15 protein-coding genes are annotated in these 18,121 nt (G+C 37.8%); 5 read left to right on the top strand and 10 right to left on the bottom strand.

Annotated elements, in window-relative coordinates:
- Nucleotides 1–136: 136 nt before the first annotated feature.
- Both recJ and dsbC read right to left on the bottom strand, forming a co-directional pair.
- Complete coding sequence (recJ, locus tag H4J39_RS05015; RefSeq protein ID WP_182226269.1) at nt 137–1,882, bottom strand: single-stranded-DNA-specific exonuclease RecJ; 1,746 nt, start codon at nt 1,880–1,882, stop codon at nt 137–139.
- Between the two features lie 97 nt (nt 1,883–1,979).
- Nucleotides 1,980–2,780, bottom strand: a complete 801-nt coding sequence (gene dsbC, locus H4J39_RS05010; RefSeq protein WP_182226268.1) for a bifunctional protein-disulfide isomerase/oxidoreductase DsbC — start codon at nt 2,778–2,780, stop codon at nt 1,980–1,982.
- Nucleotides 2,781–3,129: 349 nt separating this feature from the next.
- Here dsbC and fldB point away from each other — a divergent pair, with 349 nt between their 5' ends.
- The 4 genes from fldB to H4J39_RS04990 all read left to right on the top strand — a co-directional run bounded on the left by fldB (nt 3,130) and on the right by H4J39_RS04990 (nt 9,267).
- Complete coding sequence (gene fldB / locus H4J39_RS05005) at nt 3,130–3,678, top strand: flavodoxin FldB (protein ID WP_182226267.1); 549 nt, start codon at nt 3,130–3,132, stop codon at nt 3,676–3,678.
- A gap of 100 nt (nt 3,679–3,778) precedes the next feature.
- A complete protein-coding gene (gene srmB / locus H4J39_RS05000) occupies nt 3,779–5,020 on the top strand; it encodes an ATP-dependent RNA helicase SrmB (RefSeq protein WP_182226266.1) in 1,242 nt (413 codons plus the stop codon).
- Between the two features lie 194 nt (nt 5,021–5,214).
- Complete coding sequence (locus tag H4J39_RS04995; protein ID WP_182226265.1) at nt 5,215–6,303, top strand: FecR family protein; 1,089 nt, start codon at nt 5,215–5,217, stop codon at nt 6,301–6,303.
- 198 nt (nt 6,304–6,501) lie between these two features.
- Complete coding sequence (locus tag H4J39_RS04990) at nt 6,502–9,267, top strand: TonB-dependent siderophore receptor (RefSeq protein WP_259368758.1); 2,766 nt, start codon at nt 6,502–6,504, stop codon at nt 9,265–9,267.
- A gap of 15 nt (nt 9,268–9,282) precedes the next feature.
- Here the strand turns inward: H4J39_RS04990 and H4J39_RS04985 are convergent, their stop codons facing one another.
- Both H4J39_RS04985 and H4J39_RS04980 read right to left on the bottom strand, forming a co-directional pair.
- Nucleotides 9,283–9,750 (bottom strand): LPP20 family lipoprotein, encoded by a 468-nt coding sequence (locus H4J39_RS04985; protein ID WP_182226263.1) that lies wholly within the window; start codon nt 9,748–9,750, stop codon nt 9,283–9,285.
- A gap of 40 nt (nt 9,751–9,790) precedes the next feature.
- Entirely contained in the window at nt 9,791–10,447 is a 657-nt protein-coding gene (locus H4J39_RS04980; RefSeq protein WP_182181880.1) for a FlgO family outer membrane protein, read from the bottom strand.
- 195 nt (nt 10,448–10,642) lie between these two features.
- On the opposite strand from H4J39_RS04980, the gene H4J39_RS04975 reads away from it, so the two are divergent.
- On the top strand, nt 10,643–11,806 hold the full coding sequence (locus H4J39_RS04975) for a flagella assembly protein FlgT (RefSeq protein WP_182226262.1): 1,164 nt from the start codon (nt 10,643–10,645) through the stop codon (nt 11,804–11,806).
- A gap of 11 nt (nt 11,807–11,817) precedes the next feature.
- Here the strand turns inward: H4J39_RS04975 and arsJ are convergent, their stop codons facing one another.
- The 6 genes from arsJ to H4J39_RS04945 form a co-directional block, all read right to left on the bottom strand.
- The gene (gene arsJ, locus H4J39_RS04970) at nt 11,818–13,059 is read right to left on the bottom strand and encodes an organoarsenical effux MFS transporter ArsJ (protein ID WP_182226261.1); all 1,242 of its coding nucleotides are present in this window, start codon (nt 13,057–13,059) and stop codon (nt 11,818–11,820) included.
- Between the two features lie 134 nt (nt 13,060–13,193).
- Entirely contained in the window at nt 13,194–14,216 is a 1,023-nt protein-coding gene (locus tag H4J39_RS04965; RefSeq protein WP_182226260.1) for an ArsJ-associated glyceraldehyde-3-phosphate dehydrogenase, read from the bottom strand.
- A 22-nt stretch (nt 14,217–14,238) separates the two neighbouring features.
- The gene (locus tag H4J39_RS04960; protein WP_182181877.1) at nt 14,239–14,595 is read right to left on the bottom strand and encodes a metalloregulator ArsR/SmtB family transcription factor; all 357 of its coding nucleotides are present in this window, start codon (nt 14,593–14,595) and stop codon (nt 14,239–14,241) included.
- A 218-nt stretch (nt 14,596–14,813) separates the two neighbouring features.
- Nucleotides 14,814–16,700 carry a DNA topoisomerase IV subunit B gene (gene parE / locus H4J39_RS04955; protein ID WP_182181876.1) on the bottom strand — a complete coding sequence of 629 codons (1,887 nt, stop codon included), beginning with the start codon at nt 16,698–16,700 and terminating at the stop codon, nt 14,814–14,816.
- 60 nt (nt 16,701–16,760) lie between these two features.
- On the bottom strand, nt 16,761–17,357 hold the full coding sequence (locus H4J39_RS04950; protein WP_182181875.1) for a YqiA/YcfP family alpha/beta fold hydrolase: 597 nt from the start codon (nt 17,355–17,357) through the stop codon (nt 16,761–16,763).
- A 1-nt stretch (nt 17,358) separates the two neighbouring features.
- Nucleotides 17,359–18,120 (bottom strand): metallophosphoesterase, encoded by a 762-nt coding sequence (locus tag H4J39_RS04945; protein WP_220462124.1) that lies wholly within the window; start codon nt 18,118–18,120, stop codon nt 17,359–17,361.
- Between the last annotated feature and the right edge of the window lies 1 nt (nt 18,121).

Raw genomic sequence — 18,121 nt, 5'->3', positions numbered from 1 at the left:
CGTCGCAAATTTGGCGCTAAAATGAACGCCCTAAAGAATAAAATAAAATAGTGGCGCATTGTAGCGTAATTTAATTGCTAAATAAACGATTTAACTGACTAAACTGGGCGAAAACAAGTGACGAATAGCCCACTTTTTATGCAAGGTACTCAACTATAAATTGCACACTTTGTTTACCGCGAAATTCATTAATATCGAGACGATAAGCAAGGTGTACTTGTTGAGTTTTGTGATCAGGCCAGCGGGTTAAATCGACATTAAAAGCAATCGCATCAAAAACTTGCCCCTCTTTTTCAACAACTAGCTTTAAGTGTTTTTGACCAACAATACGTTGCTGTACGAGGGTAAATTTATCGTCAAATAACGGTTCGATAAAATTTTGTCCCCAAGGACCTGAGTCACGTAGTAATTGGGCAAAAGATAACGTCATTTGATTCGCGGGTAATTCACCATCAGAAGATAGTGTACCCTTGAGGTCATCACTGCTTAACCAGAGTTCTGCATATTGATTAAACAACTGCTGAAATTTTTCAAAGTTATCTTCGGCTATTGATAAACCAGCCGCCATCGCATGGCCACCAAACTTTATAATGATATTAGGATGTTGCGTATCAATATGTTCGAGTAAATCGCGAATATGCAATCCCGGTATAGAGCGTGCTGAGCCTTTAATCTCACTGATTTTTTCTGGTTTATCTAGAGATAGGTCGTCACTTGTTCCAGCAAATACAATACTTGGGCGATGAAATTTTTCTTTTAAACGCCCCGCAACGATACCAATAACTCCTTGATGCCAATCCTTTTGAAACAATGAAATAGCATGCGGTAAGTTGTGGTCCGAAAAGTTTAAGCTTTTTAATACTTGTTCTGCTTCTTGCTGCATGCCCTGCTCTATTTCTCTACGCGACTTATTTAAGTCGTCAAGATCTGCCGCCATCACTCTCGCCGAAGCGAGATCTTTTGCGAGCAAGCAATTAATTCCGTAAGACATATCGTCTAAACGGCCCGCCGCATTTATTCTAGGGCCCAAAGCAAAACCAAAATCACTAGCCACTATTTTTTTCTGATCTTTACCTGCTATTTCTAATAATGCTTGAATGCCTGGTCGCGTAACACCTGCACGTATTCTTTTTAAACCTTGCTCAACAAGAATACGATTATTATTATCAAGGGAAACAACATCAGCCACGGTCCCCAGAGCCACTAAGTCGAGTAATTGGGCAATATTAGGCTCAGGTATGTTTTTCTCGACAAACCAATTTTTCTCTCGTAAATATTTTCGCATTGCCATCATAAAATAAAAAGCGACACCCACGCCCGCCAGCGCTTTACTGGGGAAATTACAACCCACCTGATTGGGATTAATAATAGCATCGGCATCTGGTAGCGTCGTACCTGGCAGGTGATGATCGGTAACAATAACACCTAAACCTAATGACTTTGCTTTGGCAACACCCGCAACACAACTAATGCCATTATCAACCGTAATTAATAACTCAGCGCCCTGCTTAGCGGCAATTTCAACGATTTCAGGGGTCAATCCATAGCCATATAAAAATCGATTTGGCACTAAAAACTGATAATTATCGCTACCAAACAAACGTAATGCTTCCATCATTAACGCCGTACTTGTGGCTCCATCAGCATCAAAATCGCCGATAATAGCAATATTTTTATTTTCGATTAGTGCTTGATATAAAACCTTACAACCTTGGTTTATTCCTTTTAAACTTTCAATAGCACAGAGCTGGCTAACCTTCAGTTCAAGTTCACGCTCATTTTCGATACCACGACTCGCATATATTTGCTTTATTAGTGGGTGAAGATGATCTGGTAGGTGATTATCATTAACATGAAGGCGACGAACAATTTGCTTTTGCATAAGAAGAGGGTCTAATGATTAATTTCAATGAAAGTAAGAGAAAATGGCAGGCCAAGGCCTGCCATTTAAGCGAAAATAATTAATGATACTAGGTAAGTTATCCTGCGGCTTTCATCTGTTCAAGTATGCCAATAAGTGCATCAGGCTCTTGATAGCCCGGTAACATCATCCCATTTTCTAAAATAACAGCGGGTGTGCCACTAACCCCCACTTGGCGGCCAAAGTTAAACTCATCTTCTATAGGCTTGTCACATATACGCTGGGCAACATTCGATCCCATTTTAGCTTTCGTTAATGCGTCGGCTGGATCTTCATGACACCAAATAGAGCGGAGATCTTTAAACCCTTGTGAGTATTGGCCTGAACGGTCTTTTACGCCTGAACGCGGATAAGCTAAATAGCGTACAGTAATTCCTTTTTCATTATATTCATCCATCTGTTCGTGCATTTTACGACAGTAACCGCAAGTAATGTCAGTAAATACAGTAACAACATGCTTTTCATTTTTTGCAGGATAAACGATCATTGAATCAGCAAATTTATCCATACCGTCGAGTCTAACTTGCGCTAAACTTTCTTCTGAATAATTGACAACTTTACCGCCTAAACCATAAAGTTTACCTTGAATAAAAAATTTACCGTCAGCACTTGCGTAGAACAAACCTTGGTTAGTAACGAGTTCAACTAAGCCTGGCATAGCTGAAGGTTTAACTACATCAATTTCTAAACCTAACATTAACGTGAGCTTTGCTTTTAATTTAGCCGCATCAAAAGTGGTATTATTGACGGTAGCGGTATTAGTTGATGTATTATTTGCAGCAACTGTTGGCTGTTCTCCAGCAAAGACTAAACCAGCAACACAAACTGCCGTAAGGGCAAGGGAAATTTTCTTAAACATTAATGACTTCCTAAAAGTAGAACTTATAACCAAAGAATAATAATCAACCTAATAGATTACACCAGATCGATTCAGCTATATAACATGACCGTTTTATTAGCGGTAAAATTACAGTGAATTGCCTATAAATGCAATGAATCTGACCATATCCCTGTATTAATAAATGTAAATAGATGCTTTTATCCGTTACCATTGACGTGTTAAAAATTTGTCCATTGATTGTTATGGGTATATTTTTTTTACTAGTTTGATATGATCTATCTGTTAAACTCTCAGAAAATAGCGGCTTTAAAATCAGCCCGTTCACATTTTATTTTTAAGCTCAAATATATTCTTAAGGTTCCCCCTCATGAAAGTTGGTTTATTTTACGGTTCTACCACTTGTTATACCGAAATGGCAGCGGAAAAAATTCAACAATATTTTGTTGAACACACGACCATTCAGCCAGAAATTCAAGTCGAATTGTTTAATATTAAAGAAACTCCCCTAGAGAAAATCACTGATTTTGACATCGTCATTATGGGGATTTCGACTTGGGATTACGGTCAAATTCAAGAAGACTGGGAAGGCCACTGGGACGATATTGCAACATTAGATTTATCAGGAAAAATTATCGCGCTCTACGGTATGGGTGATCAAATAGGCTATACCGAATGGTTTCAAGACGCATTGGGAATGTTACATGAGCAAGTAATCGCCCAAGACGGCTTTGTGATAGGTTATTGGCCAAACCAAGGCTATGAATTTGAAGCATCAAAAGCGCTCACCGAAGATAACAGCCAATTTGTTGGTTTATCATTAGACGAAGATAATCAATACGATCAAAGTGATGAGCGCATATCGCAATGGTGTCAGCAAATTCAAGGTGAAATTGCTGAAATTATTGAAAGTGAATAAAAAATCAAAATAAAAGGTGACTATCTCAAATAGCTTTAGCTAAATACCCTTTTTCACTTTATAATTCACTGCTATATTACCCTGACCGAAATTATACTTTATGTTTGAGCAATTTGACCTAGATTCAGCACTACTAGGCGGCATTCAAAATGCCGGTTATAAAAAACCAACTTCTATTCAAGAGTTGGTCTTACCTGTCGCTATGACCGGTAAAGATGTTTTAGCTTCAGCGCCAACGGGCACAGGTAAAACAGCTGCTTTTATATTACCTATCGCTCAACATTTATTAGATTACCCGCGTAAAAGCCCTGGTTTTCCTCGTGTACTTATTTTATCTCCTACGCGCGAGCTTGCTATTCAAACCAGCGAACAATGTACGCAATTAACTGAATTGACAGACATTAAAACAGGATTAATTACCGGTGGTGTTAGTTACGATAGCCACAAAGACGTTCTAACAAAAAATACTGATATTTTAGTCGCAACACCCGGTCGTTTACTCGAATACCTTGAATCAGAACAGTTTGAAGCACGTGATATTGAAATTCTTGTGCTTGATGAAGCAGACCGTATGCTTGATATGGGATTCTCTGATGCAATTAACCGTATTGTGGGCGAAGCTCGCTGGCGTAAACAAACGATGCTTTTTTCAGCAACACTCGAAGGTGCTGGTGTTTTACGTTTTTCGAAGGAAGTACTTAACGAGCCAGTATTCTTAGAGTCTCACCCTTCACGTAAAGAAAAAGCTAAGATTCATCAATGGCTTCACTTAGCTGATGACAAAGAACATAAATTTAAATTGTTAATTAACTTGTTAAAGCAAGAAGGCTTTGAACGGACGGTTGTTTTCGCCAATAAGCGTGAAACTGTTCAGCATTTATCAGGGAAGCTATACGCAGAAGAGATTCCTTGTGCATGGCTTGAAGGTAAAATGCCACAAGACAAGCGTAATCATGCCATTAATCGCTTGCGTTCTGGTATGGTGAAAGTACTCGTTGCTACCGATGTTGCTGCGCGTGGTTTAGATATTGACGACATTACCCATGTTATTAATTTTGATATGCCCCGTAAAGCTGATATTTATTTACATCGTATTGGCAGAACTGGCAGAGCAGGTAATAAAGGCACCGCGATATCTTTAGTAGAAGCGCACGATATGCCCGTTATTGCTAAAATTGAACGTTACATGGATGAGCGCTTACCACGCAGAAATATTGAAGGTTTAAAGCCACAATATAAAGAGTCTAAGCTCGCATTGAAAAAGCCTAAAATAAAAATAAGTAAGTCACAGAAAAAAGCTAAAGCGAAAAAACAAGCGAAACGTGCAAATAAAAAGAAATAAAGGTAAAGTATAAAAATAGGTAGATGGGGTGTTGAGTATGAAACGCCCTATTTATCATGTCGACTTATTAAAATATCTGCAGAAAGACCTCAATGATATAAAAATAGTCGTTTGCTATTAAGCAAGGATGCCTGGCATGGTCGAATAAATATATCGATGTTTGCGTAAATTGAATTAACATAAGATATTTTTTTATGACTAAAACACAATATAATAGTGAAATAGAAGTGCAAGCCAAATATTGGCTATGGCGCATTGAACAAGGTTTGTCACAGCAAGAGCGACAAGCCTTTGTTGCTTGGGTGAACCAAGATAACAAGCATCATTTAGCACTACACAAATATTCTCCTTCAATAAAGATGTCTAAATTCCTTGCTGAGTTCAATGGCTTATTCCCGTTAGAAAAAAAACACTCAAACAACACTCAAAAACTATTTAAACACTTATCATTAGCTGCCAGTGTTATTTTTTTTAGTATGCTGACCAGTGAAATCTTTTTAAATAAAAGTTTATTCTCATTTTTTCAACAAACCTCATCCGCAATTGTTTACCAACAGTTTTCTACTAAAACAGGCGAGCAAGCCAGTTTTAGCTTACCCGATGGTTCACTTGTTCACCTCAACACCAACAGTTTACTCACCCTAAGTTTCAGTGATAATCATCGCCAATTAAACTTGGTAAAAGGTGAGGCTTTATTTGACGTAGCAAAAGATAAATCACGTCCATTTAGTGTCACTTCTGGTCAGCAATCATTTACCGCTTTAGGCACCATTTTTAACGTGCAGAAAAATGATAATAATCATCTAGAATTAATTGTTACTGAAGGGCGAGTATTAATCGCTGATTCTAATGAGCCACTGATTGAATTAACGCAACAAATAGCAAACACGGTTCAATTCCCTGAGAGAAACAATATTGTCACTGCGGGTGAAAAAACAGTTATAGTCAACAAAATTCAATTACCGAAAAATAAAATTTCGCCATTAGCACTCTCCCAAGAGCTTGCTTGGCAAAAAGGAATGCTTATTTTTGATGGTGAATCACTCGCAACCGCCCTTGATGAAATTAGCCGCTACACAGATATAAGATTTACGATTCAAGATCAAGCGCTTGCCAAAATAAAAGTCGCGGGTTACTTTAAGGCTGGTGATGTTGAAACCTTGTTAGATTCAATTAGCAATAACTTTGATTTAACATATACACAGACCAATAATAACAACGTATTGATCACTAAAGCGATTCATTCAGCAACCTTAGGGCCAACAACCTCAAGTACGCTATAGATTAGTGCGATGAACAAACATTATAACTAACAGGTGATCTTTTTGTATTCCATGATAACAATCAGAGCACTTGTTCAGATATTACTGCCCTCTTTATTTAAAGAAAGAAAAAACAAGCGATTGAGCTATCCTTTAGCAAAAAGATTCAACACTTTCTCTTTATTAATCTTCATTACTTACTCATTGACTTTTAGCTTAATGAGTCAAGCTGACACACCAAAAATTACGTCAAAAATCATTTACTTTAGTGTTGCCGCGCAACCTGTTGACCAAGCATTAATTAAACTTGCTCAGCAAGCTGATCAGACCATTTTATTTTCGTATGATTTAACTAAAACTTTAAACAGTAAAGCGATAGATGGGTATTACACAGTTTCTTTAGCTTTAAGAAAACTGCTAAAAAACACTCAACTTGTCGCTCAAATAAACGCTAAAGGCCAATGGTCTATTAAGCAAAAACTTCAGGTTTATAAAGACATTAAACCAAGAATAAAAGCTAAAAAGAAGATAATATCTATTGAAAAAATAGCGATTGTGGGCAGCCACATCAATGGTAGAACAGTAAAAGAGTTGCCTGTTCCTGTTGATATTATTTCTGGTGATATTTTACGCAATAGTGGCCACACAAACCTTGGCCAAATGTTGCAGGCGCTCGTGCCTTCTTTCAACTTTTCTCGTTCAGCAATAAGCGACGGTAGTGATGTATTACAGCCGGCAACCTTACGGGGATTAGGACCGGACCAAACACTTATTTTATTAAATGGTAAACGTCGTCATCAAGCGAGCTTAATTCATATCAATAGCTCTGTTGGGCGAGGCACCGCTGGAACAGATATGAATGCTATTCCAGTAAGAGCGATTAAAAGAATTGAAATTTTACGAGACGGTGCCGCCGCTCAATATGGCTCTGATGCAATAGCGGGAGTGATTAACATTGTACTCAATGATCGTAGCGACCAATCAACCTTAGAAACATCTTTTGGCGCATACAAGCAAGGCGATGGGGAAGACTTTACATTATCTTATACGCAGGGATTAGCGTTGAGTCATGATGGTTTTATCAATGCTACCTTAAGTTTAGTTGACCACCAAAGTACTAATCGGTCAGGGTTACATGGTGCCTGCCAGTTTGACCAATGTATTCAAGTAGAAAATGGCCATTGGCAAACCAGTGATCCACGTGAATTATCCGTTAGCAGGGAAACATTTCGAATTGGTGATCCCTCTTACCAGCAACTTTCTTTTGCCGCCAATAGTGAATTAGCGCTTAATCAAGGAGAACTTTATGGTTTCCTAACCTATTCACACAGAGAAAATCAATCAGCTGCTTTTTTTCGTCACAATGCAAATACTCACGAAAACCCAATCTTAGGCGATAGCAATGCCACGATCCAACAAGGTTATTTACCTAAAATAAATTCCGATATAGAAGATATTTCATATAGCCTTGGTTATAAAGTTTCTTTTGATAATGACGCTGCTATCGATATTTCATATACCTATGGAAAAAATCAAATAAACTACACTACGAGCGATTCACTTAATGCGTCTTATGCTAACTACTTATTACATACCAGTGATTTAACAACAGATGAACTTCGTACACAACTACCTCGTTCAGCTTTTGCCTACGGTTTGTCGTTATCACTAGAGACCGTTAATTTATTATTTAGCAAAGATTATGAAAATTATTCTCTGGTATTAGGCGCTGAATTTCGCCAAGACAAATACGCAATAATACCCGGAGAAACATACAGTTTTGAGGATTATGATACAAAAAACCATCAGCAATTATTTGAGCAGGATGCCGCGGGGGGAATTCAAGGCTTTCCCGGTGTTTCACCTGAACTTGGCGTTAATGAAAGCCGTAATGTTGTTTCACTTTTTGCTGAGTCTGTTACGCAAATCAATGACTTTTTACAACTTAGCGCGGCTATTCGCTATGATGATTATGATGTATTTGGTAACAGTAGTAACACTAAAATTGCGGCTCATTGGCAAGTAAACGACAACGTTATTTTACGTGGCGCTTATAGCACCGGCTTTCGTGCACCTTCGATGCAACAAATGTACTTCAATAACATTAGCACACAGTTTATTGTTGACGAAAGTGGCTCACTGTTAAGTGAAGAAGTTGAAACATTTAGAAATGATAGTACCTTAACAACTCGCCTTGGTGTTCCTACACTTAAAGATGAAGAGTCTGACAACCTCAGTATAGGTTTGATCTACAACCCTACGGATAATATTGATTTAAGTGTTGATTTTTATCAGATAAATATTGACGACCGTATCGTTATTAGCAGCAAATTAGGCATGGGAATATCTCCTTTACTCGATCAAGCTTTTATCGAAGAAGGTGTCACCAAAGGGCAATTCTTCTTGAATGGGGCGGATACAAAAACTCAAGGTACTGATATTGTCGCCACTTGGCAGACTCAAGCTTTAGCAGGGAATATTAATTTCACCCTCGCTGCAAACTTCACAAATACACAGGTAACAAAATTGTTTACGCCTAAACACAGTACGTTACACACAATTGCGGTTGAAAAGATTTTTTCAGAGCAAGATATTTCTATTATTGAAGAATGGCAACCACGCAGCAAAGTAAGCTTAAACACCCGTTATAAAAACCCATACTGGACAGTAAACTTATTACTCAACCATTATGGTAAGTACACGATAACAGATGGAGGAAAACAAACGTATAGTGAAGAATTGTTGACTGACGTTTCTATTAATTATCAAGTGTCAAAAAAGCTTTCTGTTACTTTAGGCAGTCATAATTTATTCAATGTCACGCCTGATGTAAATAGCATAGGAAACTCTCGAGGTGGCACAATTGAAAATGAACAGGGCGATATAATTGTTGAAAGTACGGGGGTTTTTAAATATTCGCGCCGCTCTGCCCCTTTCGGTTTCAACGGCGCTTATTATTATATGAATTTACACTATTCTTTTTAGACTGTGCTTTGCCTATTAATAATAAGTCACGTTTTTAATTTCACGCTTGGGTGCAGAGGCGACATAAATATTGTAAACATCTTCAAAATCTAAACTTAGCTCTGTGGTGTAACTGTCGCCTACCGGGTAGCTTTTTATTACTTTAGCCGCACGAATAATGCCATAAACTGACGCCGACACCTCGTGCTTTCCTAGTAATAATTGTGACATGGTCATTTCACCATTTATTTTTTGTCCGTAGACTTGCTCAGCAAGTTCCGCATAAGCGGCAAGTTTTGACGCATTAATAGCCATCAGCATCCGCTGTGTCTCATGTTCTGAATTTTGCAAACTAATCGGTGCTTGTCCAATAGCGCGTAAAAGAGGGAAGGTTTCGGGCTTCACACTTTGCCACTGTACGTGTTTATCATACATACTAGAACAGCTCGCGAGTAAAAAACCGATCCCCACAACAAACAATAAATTAAGAATTATTTTTTTCATCATAAATACCAAACGTTAGCCCTAAATTTATTTAAACAAACTAGTTAACGATTTCAATTGAACGTTCATCTTCAGCCAACATAACGCTGTTTCGAATGATTAATCCGTCTTTTATACGCACACTTTCATCTTGATTAATTTGTTCGCCGATGACCCAACTTGGAATAAATGATTGCGCTGTTGCAACAACGACACGTGATTGCATACCAATCATACGGGCGTTAATCATTACACCATTTTCTTGTTCCATCATGGTACCCGTCACTACGTAGTCAATTATCTGGCGTTCGGGTAATTCTTTCCAGTCACGACTAAATACATAATCACCCTGTGGAGTTACACGAATATGTCCTGTGGTTTTAAAATCAATAACCACTAAACCATGACGTTGTAATTCATGAACAAAGTTTTCTGATATTTGGTTACCAAGCCAATTGGTTGACTCAAGATCTGCTAACTCAACAAAAGAAGCAACCGCAATTGGTGTTTTAGGATTAACAAAAGAGCTACTTTCAAGCATCTGATAAGTAAGGCCTTTAACAACATCAGCTATCGCATGTCGAGGTAAATTAAAGCTGTCAATTTCACCTCGTACTTCTTGCTTTGATTTATAAAAGTCATCCTCTGCATTCATCATATTCATTGATGAACATGACATCAATGTTGGAATAAATAATGGAATAAGCCACTTTTTCATTGAGCTCCCCTTAATCGCCATTAAGCGAATAATAAGTCTAATAGTAATATCGATAATCGACATTAAAGAGTATATGGCAAATATAAAGCACAAATCGCGCCAATGTATGTAACTATTACTGTATAAAAATAAGTGGGCATAGAAACTGCATATTCATCTATCAATAATAAACCCATTTTTACTGACGGACATCTTATGCGCTTATTTATATCAGCTCTACTTTTATTTTTCATGACTAATTCAGCTATTGCTCAATGGTATGAAGCACAAGGCAAGTCAGTAATAATGCAAGGAAACAGTGAACGAGCAAAAACATTAGCCATGGAAAATGCGTTAAAAAAAGCGCTGTTGGTTGCTGGTGCTTCTGTTTCAAGTGTTCAAAAAACGGTTAACGGATTATTGACACAAAATGAAATTAATATTCGCGCAAGTGGGACGGTTAACTCCTTTGAACTTGTCGATGAAACCTATGAAGGAAATTTAGTCACTGTGACCATTCGCGCTGATATATTTCCACAGAGCAAGCAGTGTTTTTCTTCAGATTACCGTAAATCATTATTAATCACGCGCAGTAACTTAATGCATAGAGAACAGGCAAGCATTGGCAAAATTTATCCTATTGATAGTAAGTTAATGGAAAAACTTGCGTATAAAATTAATAATCAAGGCATTTACCTAGATACAAAATTATTGTTAAAAGAAAAAGCGCAATTTTCACGCTTAAACAATAGCTTGCAAATTGAAGCCATAAAAAACTTAACCATGTCGTTAGCAAATATTAGTGATACTCAATATGTGATGTATTCAGAAATTAATGATATTAGCTTTGAACAAGCAACCACTAACGGCTGGCAATTTTGGCAAGAAGATTTTTTTAACCGACAGTTTAGTGTCAGTCTATATATTTACAACGGTAGTAATGGCGAATCTGTGTTCAGTAAAAAATACCGCAGCTCTGCCCCATGGGAATTCGGAAAACGTCAACAAGTTGATGTTCACAGTGAAGTTTTTTGGCAAAGCCAATATGGTATGACTATCGAAAAAGTATTATCAGATATGATCGTCGACATAGACGAGAATATGATGTGCCAACCTACTCGTGGCAAGATAGTACAAGTTTCCGGTAATTCAATAACGATTAATTTAGGTAAACGACATGGCGTAAAAGTGGGTGATGAGTTTTCTTTATTACACCTAAATAATATTATTACCGACGCAGGGAAAACCTATGCTGGCTTTAATGTTAGCCCTTACAATGTAAAAGTAACGCAAGTATCTCAGCAAAGCGCGCAAGCTGTGACCACTGATGAGCAATTACTGGGTAATATACAGTTAAATGATTTAGCGGTGCGTTACTAATGTTATTAGCGCTATGAATGTGTAAGAGAAATTCTTTTAATAAGTAGCGCTGAAAGTACTGCAAATAATGCAGAAATAATTAAACACGTTATTAGGTCTGTAAATTGGTAGATAACACCTGACATTACGGTACCTAATAACCGGCCAAGCGCATTAGCCATATAATAAAACCCAACATCCATTGAAACACCGTCTTCTTTTGCCATAGCAACTATTACATAACTATGTAGCGCTGAATTCACGGCAAAGACCACACCAAAAACAAATAAGCCAACGATGATAATAATTTCAGCATTAATATTGAGCGTTGGAGCATAGAACATCAACAGTGCTAATAATAAAGTAACACCTGATAAAATTCCTCCCCAGCAGTAGAGTAAATGGCCATTAACATGATGTTGGTTATTTTTAATAAAGACCTTAGGTGTTAACCCTTGAACAATACCGTAAGCAATAACCCATAGCGCCATAAACATACCCACATCGGTGTGTTGCCAACCTAAATGGCTTACCAAATATATTGGCAGTGCGACAACAAACCAAACATCTCGGGCAGCAAATAAAAATAAGCGCGCACCGGCTAAATAGTTCAGCGAAGCATGATTCGAAAATATCTGCTTAAATTTAACTTTGTCTTTGGCTTTGCCTAAATTACCTTGCAACACGATAAGACTTAAGACAAAAACTATCGCTAAAACGCTTGCCATAATCAACATCGCTCCAGAGAAACCTACCATGCTTAACAACAATGCCCCAAGAAAAAAACCAATGCCCTTCAAGGCATTTTTTGAACCGGTAAGATAGGCAACCCAGCGGAAGAGTCCAGTTTGATATTCATTCTCATTACTTGAAGAAACCAGCGTTTTAATACTGCTTTTAGCACTCATTTTATTAAGATCTTTAGCAATACCTGACAATGCCTGCGCCAGCATCACCCAAACCACGGTTAAATATTGTTCAGGCACCGTAAGCATTAACAAGGCAATTACTTGGTTAAACAATCCAATATTCATGGTTTTATTTAAGCCAATACGTGCGCCTAGCCATCCTCCGACGAGGTTAGTTACCACACCAAAGATTTCATAGAATAAAAATAACATCGCGATGGCAAGCGGGGCATAACCTAAATGGTGAAAATGCAATAACACCAGCATGCGTAAAGCGCCATCAGTTAAGGTGAAAAACCAATAGTTAGCGGTAATCAATAAATATTGTTTTACCGCACTTGGCAGTGCGGTTAATTTTTTTAGCATAAAAGTATCAGTATTGTGCTCTGCAACCAGCATTCCTGCTTTTTGTATTATTCATCATACAAATCGTTCAAAAATAGCAGCAAGCTATTATAATTTTTAGCCAACTAAAAAAGCCAATAATCTCTATAGAGCGACTAATTAATATCAGAAAGCCCAACGAGAAGCATTAGCTCTGCAGCTCGATTCGCATAGCCCCATTCATTGTCGTACCATAAATACATTTTAAGTTGTGTGTCGTTAACGACCATAGTTGATAGCGCGTCAACAATACATGAACGTGGATCAGTTTTGTAATCAACAGATACCAGTGGGCGCTCTTCATAGCCGAGAATACCTTTTAATTCGCCATGCGCGGCAGTGGCCATTAATTTATTAATTTCATCAACCGTTACAGCACGGCTGAGCTCAAAGACACAATCAGTAATCGAAGCATTAGCTAATGGAACTCGCACCGCATGGCCATTTAACTTCCCTTTAAGCTCAGGAAAAATATGCGTAATTGCTGTTGCTGACCCAGTAGTTGTTGGGATTAAACTTTGCCCACAAGCTCTCGCTCTGCGTAAATCTTTATGAGGCGCATCAAGGATAGTTTGCGTATTTGTAATATCATGAATCGTTGTCATACTGCCGTGTTTTATACCGACACTGTCTTGCAACACTTTAACCACGGGCGCTAAGCAATTAGTTGTACAAGAAGCTGCGGTAACTATTTTATGCAGTTCTTTATCATAAAGGTGATGGTTAACACCCATAACAATATTTAAAATACCCGTTTCTTTTACCGGCGCTGTTACCATGACACGCTTAACGCCTTGTTCTAAATAAGCGGTTAATAGTTTAGTGGTTTTAATTGCCCCTGAAGCTTCAACAACAACGTCACACTGCGACCAGTCAGTTTCACCAATGGTCGAATTTTGGCTCATATTGATTTTATGCTCGCCAACATCATCACAAACAATTATTTGATTATCTTTGGCCTGTGCATCAAGCGTCCAGCGACCATGAATCGAATCAAAATTGAGTAAATGCGCTAATGTTTTAGCATCGCCAGCGGGATCATTAATCTGAATAAACTCTACTTCAGGCCACTGCCATGCTGCACGTAAAACTAAACGCCCTATTCGACCAAAACCATTAATACCTACTTTGATTGTCATGACTTATTCCTATTTATTAATATTATTCGCAACATTTTTCCTGCCTGGTAGGCCGATTGCCCATACCCATAAGGTTATCGACACATTGCGCTATATATTTTTGATTATTAACACTTGATAATTCGATCACTTCTTTTTGCCATTGTGGAATAACATCAACGAGACGATAAAAAACCCAGCGCCCGACTTTTCGTTCAGACAGCAGTTTATGTAATTTAAGTTGAGCAATATGACGGGATATTTTGGGTTGAGAGAGACCCAAAGCTACCGTTAGTTCACAGACACACAGCTCTCTTTCCATCTGTATAAGTAAAATTATTTTTAGCCGAGTATCGTCTGCTAAGTTTTTAAAGAATTGAACAGCTGTAGAATTATTCATAAATTGGCAAAGTATTTATCAGAACGTTTATTTAGAAACGTCTATAAAATATAAATTAAAAGGCATTATATATGTTCAAAAAAACACATACGAAAAAACATATGTTATTTTATATAAAGAATATTTGCAAATACACAATGAAAATAAATATCGAGGGAGGAAAAGTGAGGCAAAAAAAAACATGAGTTAACTCATGCTTTTTTTTTCAAAACGAACAGTTAAATTTCAATCATATCGCCTTTACTTTGTAACCATGTTTTTCTATCTGGGCTACGTTTTTTTGAAAGTAACATATCCATAAGCTCCATGGTTTCAGAATGCTCATCAACGGTTAATTGTACTAACCGTCTGGTATTAGGGTCCATGGTCGTTTCACGAAGTTGCAAAGGGTTCATCTCACCCAATCCTTTAAAGCGTTGTACATTCACTTTACCCCGTTTTTTCTCAGCTTCTATTCGGTCTAAAACACCGTCTTTTTCAGCTTCATCTAACGCATAAAAAACTTCTTTACCTACATCGATACGATAAAGTGGTGGCATCGCCACATAAACATGTCCTTTTTGTACCAACGGCAAAAAATGCTGCATAAACAGGGCACACAATAAGGTAGCAATGTGTAATCCATCAGAGTCGGCATCGGCAAGGATACAAATTTTTCCGTAGCGTAATTCTGACAAATCGTCACTGTCAGGGTCAATGCCTAATGCCACAGAAATATCATGTACCTCTTGCGAGGCTAGTATTTGTCCCGAGTCGACTTCCCACGTGTTTAAAATTTTACCTCTAAGCGGCATGATCGCCTGAAACTCACGATCTCTCGCTTGTTTAGCACTACCACCGGCAGAGTCCCCTTCCACTAAAAACAATTCAGTTCGGGTAATATCTTGACTACCACAATCCGTTAATTTTCCAGGTAGAGCAGGCCCTTGAGTAATTTTTTTACGAATTATTTTTTTACTCGCTCGTAAGCGACGCTGAGCATTTGAAATACAGAATTCAGCAAGATTTTCTGCTATTTCAGTGTGTTCATTTAACCATAAACTAAAAGAGTCTTTGACTACCCCTGTAACAAAAGCGGCGCATTGTCGAGAAGATAAACGCTCTTTAGTTTGACCCGCAAATTGAGGTTCTTGCATTTTTACCGACAATATATACGAACATTTATCCCATATATCGTCCGGGGTTAATTTAACGCCACGAGGGATCAGATTTCTAAATTCGCAAAACTCTCGCATTGATTCTAATAAACCTTGGCGCAAGCCATTAACGTGCGTACCCCCTTGAATCGTTGGAATTAAATTAACATAACTTTCACCAACCCCTTCCCCACCTTCAGATAGCCACGTTACCGCCCAATCAGCGGCCTCATGTGAAGAAGTAAAAGTGCCAACAAAAGGTTCTTCAGGTAAACAAATACAGGTTTTAAGAGAGTCTTTAAGATAGTCGACTAGACCGTCTTCGTAATACCATTGATATTTTTTGTCTTCATTTTTATCATGGAACTTAATCGTTAAGCCTGGGCATAAAACAGCTTTAGCTTTTAATAAATGAATTAAACGACGAGCAGAGAAATTGGGTGAGTCAAAATACTTAGGATCAGGCCAAAACTTAACTCTTGAGCCAGTATTTCTTCGACCTACTGTACCTGTTTCACGCAGTTCTTCAACTTTTTCTCCGTGCTCAAAAGCCATTTCATAGACTTTAGCATCACGGCGAACTGAAACGTCAACCCGAGTCGAAAGAGCATTCACGACAGAGATGCCAACACCATGTAAACCACCAGAAAATTGATAGTTTTTATTGGAAAATTTACCACCTGCATGAAGTTTACAGAAAATAAGTTCGACACCTGAAACCCCTTCTTCAGGATGAATATCTGTTGGCATGCCTCGACCATCATCAATAATCTCTAGCGATTGATCTTTATCGAGGACTACCGTGATATTTTGTGCATGCCCAGCTAATGCCTCATCGACCGAGTTATCAATAACTTCTTGGCCTAAATGATTTGGACGGGCTGTATCTGTGTACATGCCCGGACGGTGTCTTACTGGGTCTAAACCACTGAGAACTTCAATGGAGTCTGAATTATATTGTTCGCTCATTTAACTATTCTAATAATTTTTATGATGAAAAAATGTTTTAATACCTATCGGTCTACTTTATCAATCCGTCTGGTATAAATTAAAAAACATCGCAATTTGGGGTAATACTTTTGAGTAATGAATAAAGCTGTGATCACCACCTTGTTGAACAATTATTTGGCAGTCACAATATTTATCTACAGCTTCTTGATAATCTAACACTTCATCGCCTGTTTGTACCATGACCAAGTAATTATTTTTAGAAATAATTACTTGGTCAATATTTTTTAGTGACTTTATAAAGTGTTTTTCGATTAAAAACACCTCATTAGTATAAGGATTAGTCTGCTCGCCTAAATAATCAGCTAACAACTCAAAAGGCTTAACAGCAGGGTTAATTAATGCGGCTTTACTTTGATATTTTTCAGAGAGATACGTGGCAAAGTACCCTCCTAGTGATGAACCAATAAAATACCAAATGTTTTCTTTATTACTTTTTGAATCAATTAATGTCGTTAATTGTTCAATAACTGCAGCTGGTGACGACGCGAGTTGAGGGCTAAAAAAGGAGATATTAGGGAAATGTTCACCAAAGTAATTTTTCGTTAATTGTGCTTTCATCGACTGTGGCGATGAATTAAAACCATGTAAATATAAAATATTAATGTGCTTAGACATTTTATTCCTTTGATAAAAAATAGTGATCGGACTTTATTCTTCCGTCAAAAAATAAAGAAAAAACACGGTACCCAGCCCCTTGACCATTAGAAGTACCACTACTCTTACTTGTGTCAAATTGAATAGATGTTGCAGGACACGTAAATAACGAAAGGGAAGATAACGGCTCTGAATGTAACGTTAATGCTTGGTGAACATGACCACAAGCAATAGCTTTTATGCTCGAAAATTTATTAATCGTTTGCCAAAACTGCTCTTGGTTTTCTAAACCATGTTGGTCAATAAAATACCCCACATCAATAGGATGGTGGTGCATCATCAGTAATTGATGTTTTTGTACATCGACAGTTGATTCTAGTGCGAACAAATCACGGGTAGTCACTAACCCTTTTGGCGTATCACTTTTACTATTCAGTAAAACAATTTGCCAGTATTGTTCATTGATAACTTTTTCATTGATAAATGGCGGGACTGATAAATACTTATCAAGTAATTCATGCTCATCATGGTTACCCGCTAGGTAGTAAAAGGGCACCGTTATGCCACTTTCAAGTACCGCTTGCACAAAACGTTGGTAAGATTTCTCACTGTGGTCTTGCGTAATATCGCCAGTGAATACGATCGCTTTTACTGCATGCTGATTTTTAATCTCGTGTAAAACACAGACTAAGTTTTGATAAACATTTGCACCATAATGCAGGCCATCAGTTTGGGAAAAAAGATGACAATCACTTATTTGGGCTATTTTATAAAAAGGTGACAAA

The sequence above is a fragment of the Colwellia sp. Bg11-12 genome (assembly GCF_014076955.1).
Classification (GTDB): Bacteria; Pseudomonadota; Gammaproteobacteria; order Enterobacterales; family Alteromonadaceae; genus Colwellia_A.
Note: the sequence above shows the minus strand (reverse complement) of the source record. Positions and strands in the feature narration are given on the sequence as shown.

Bases quoted from the DNA above. Each gene is read 5' to 3' on its own strand.
- H4J39_RS04960 (WP_182181877.1), bottom strand. From the start codon at position 14,595: ATGAATAATTCTACAGCTGTTCAATTCTTTAAAAACTTAGCAGACGAT.
- parE (WP_182181876.1), bottom strand. From the start codon at position 16,700: ATGAGCGAACAATATAATTCAGACTCCATTGAAGTTCTCAGTGGTTTA.
- H4J39_RS04990 (WP_259368758.1), top strand. From the start codon at position 6,502: ATGAGTCAAGCTGACACACCAAAAATTACGTCAAAAATCATTTACTTT.
- H4J39_RS04985 (WP_182226263.1), bottom strand. From the start codon at position 9,750: ATGAAAAAAATAATTCTTAATTTATTGTTTGTTGTGGGGATCGGTTTT.
- recJ (WP_182226269.1), bottom strand. From the start codon at position 1,882: ATGCAAAAGCAAATTGTTCGTCGCCTTCATGTTAATGATAATCACCTA.
- H4J39_RS04950 (WP_182181875.1), bottom strand. From the start codon at position 17,357: ATGTCTAAGCACATTAATATTTTATATTTACATGGTTTTAATTCATCG.
- H4J39_RS04965 (WP_182226260.1), bottom strand. From the start codon at position 14,216: ATGACAATCAAAGTAGGTATTAATGGTTTTGGTCGAATAGGGCGTTTA.
- arsJ (WP_182226261.1), bottom strand. From the start codon at position 13,059: ATGCTAAAAAAATTAACCGCACTGCCAAGTGCGGTAAAACAATATTTA.
- srmB (WP_182226266.1), top strand. From the start codon at position 3,779: ATGTTTGAGCAATTTGACCTAGATTCAGCACTACTAGGCGGCATTCAA.
- dsbC (WP_182226268.1), bottom strand. From the start codon at position 2,780: ATGTTTAAGAAAATTTCCCTTGCCCTTACGGCAGTTTGTGTTGCTGGT.
- fldB (WP_182226267.1), top strand. From the start codon at position 3,130: ATGAAAGTTGGTTTATTTTACGGTTCTACCACTTGTTATACCGAAATG.
- H4J39_RS04995 (WP_182226265.1), top strand. From the start codon at position 5,215: ATGACTAAAACACAATATAATAGTGAAATAGAAGTGCAAGCCAAATAT.
- H4J39_RS04980 (WP_182181880.1), bottom strand. From the start codon at position 10,447: ATGAAAAAGTGGCTTATTCCATTATTTATTCCAACATTGATGTCATGT.
- H4J39_RS04975 (WP_182226262.1), top strand. From the start codon at position 10,643: ATGCGCTTATTTATATCAGCTCTACTTTTATTTTTCATGACTAATTCA.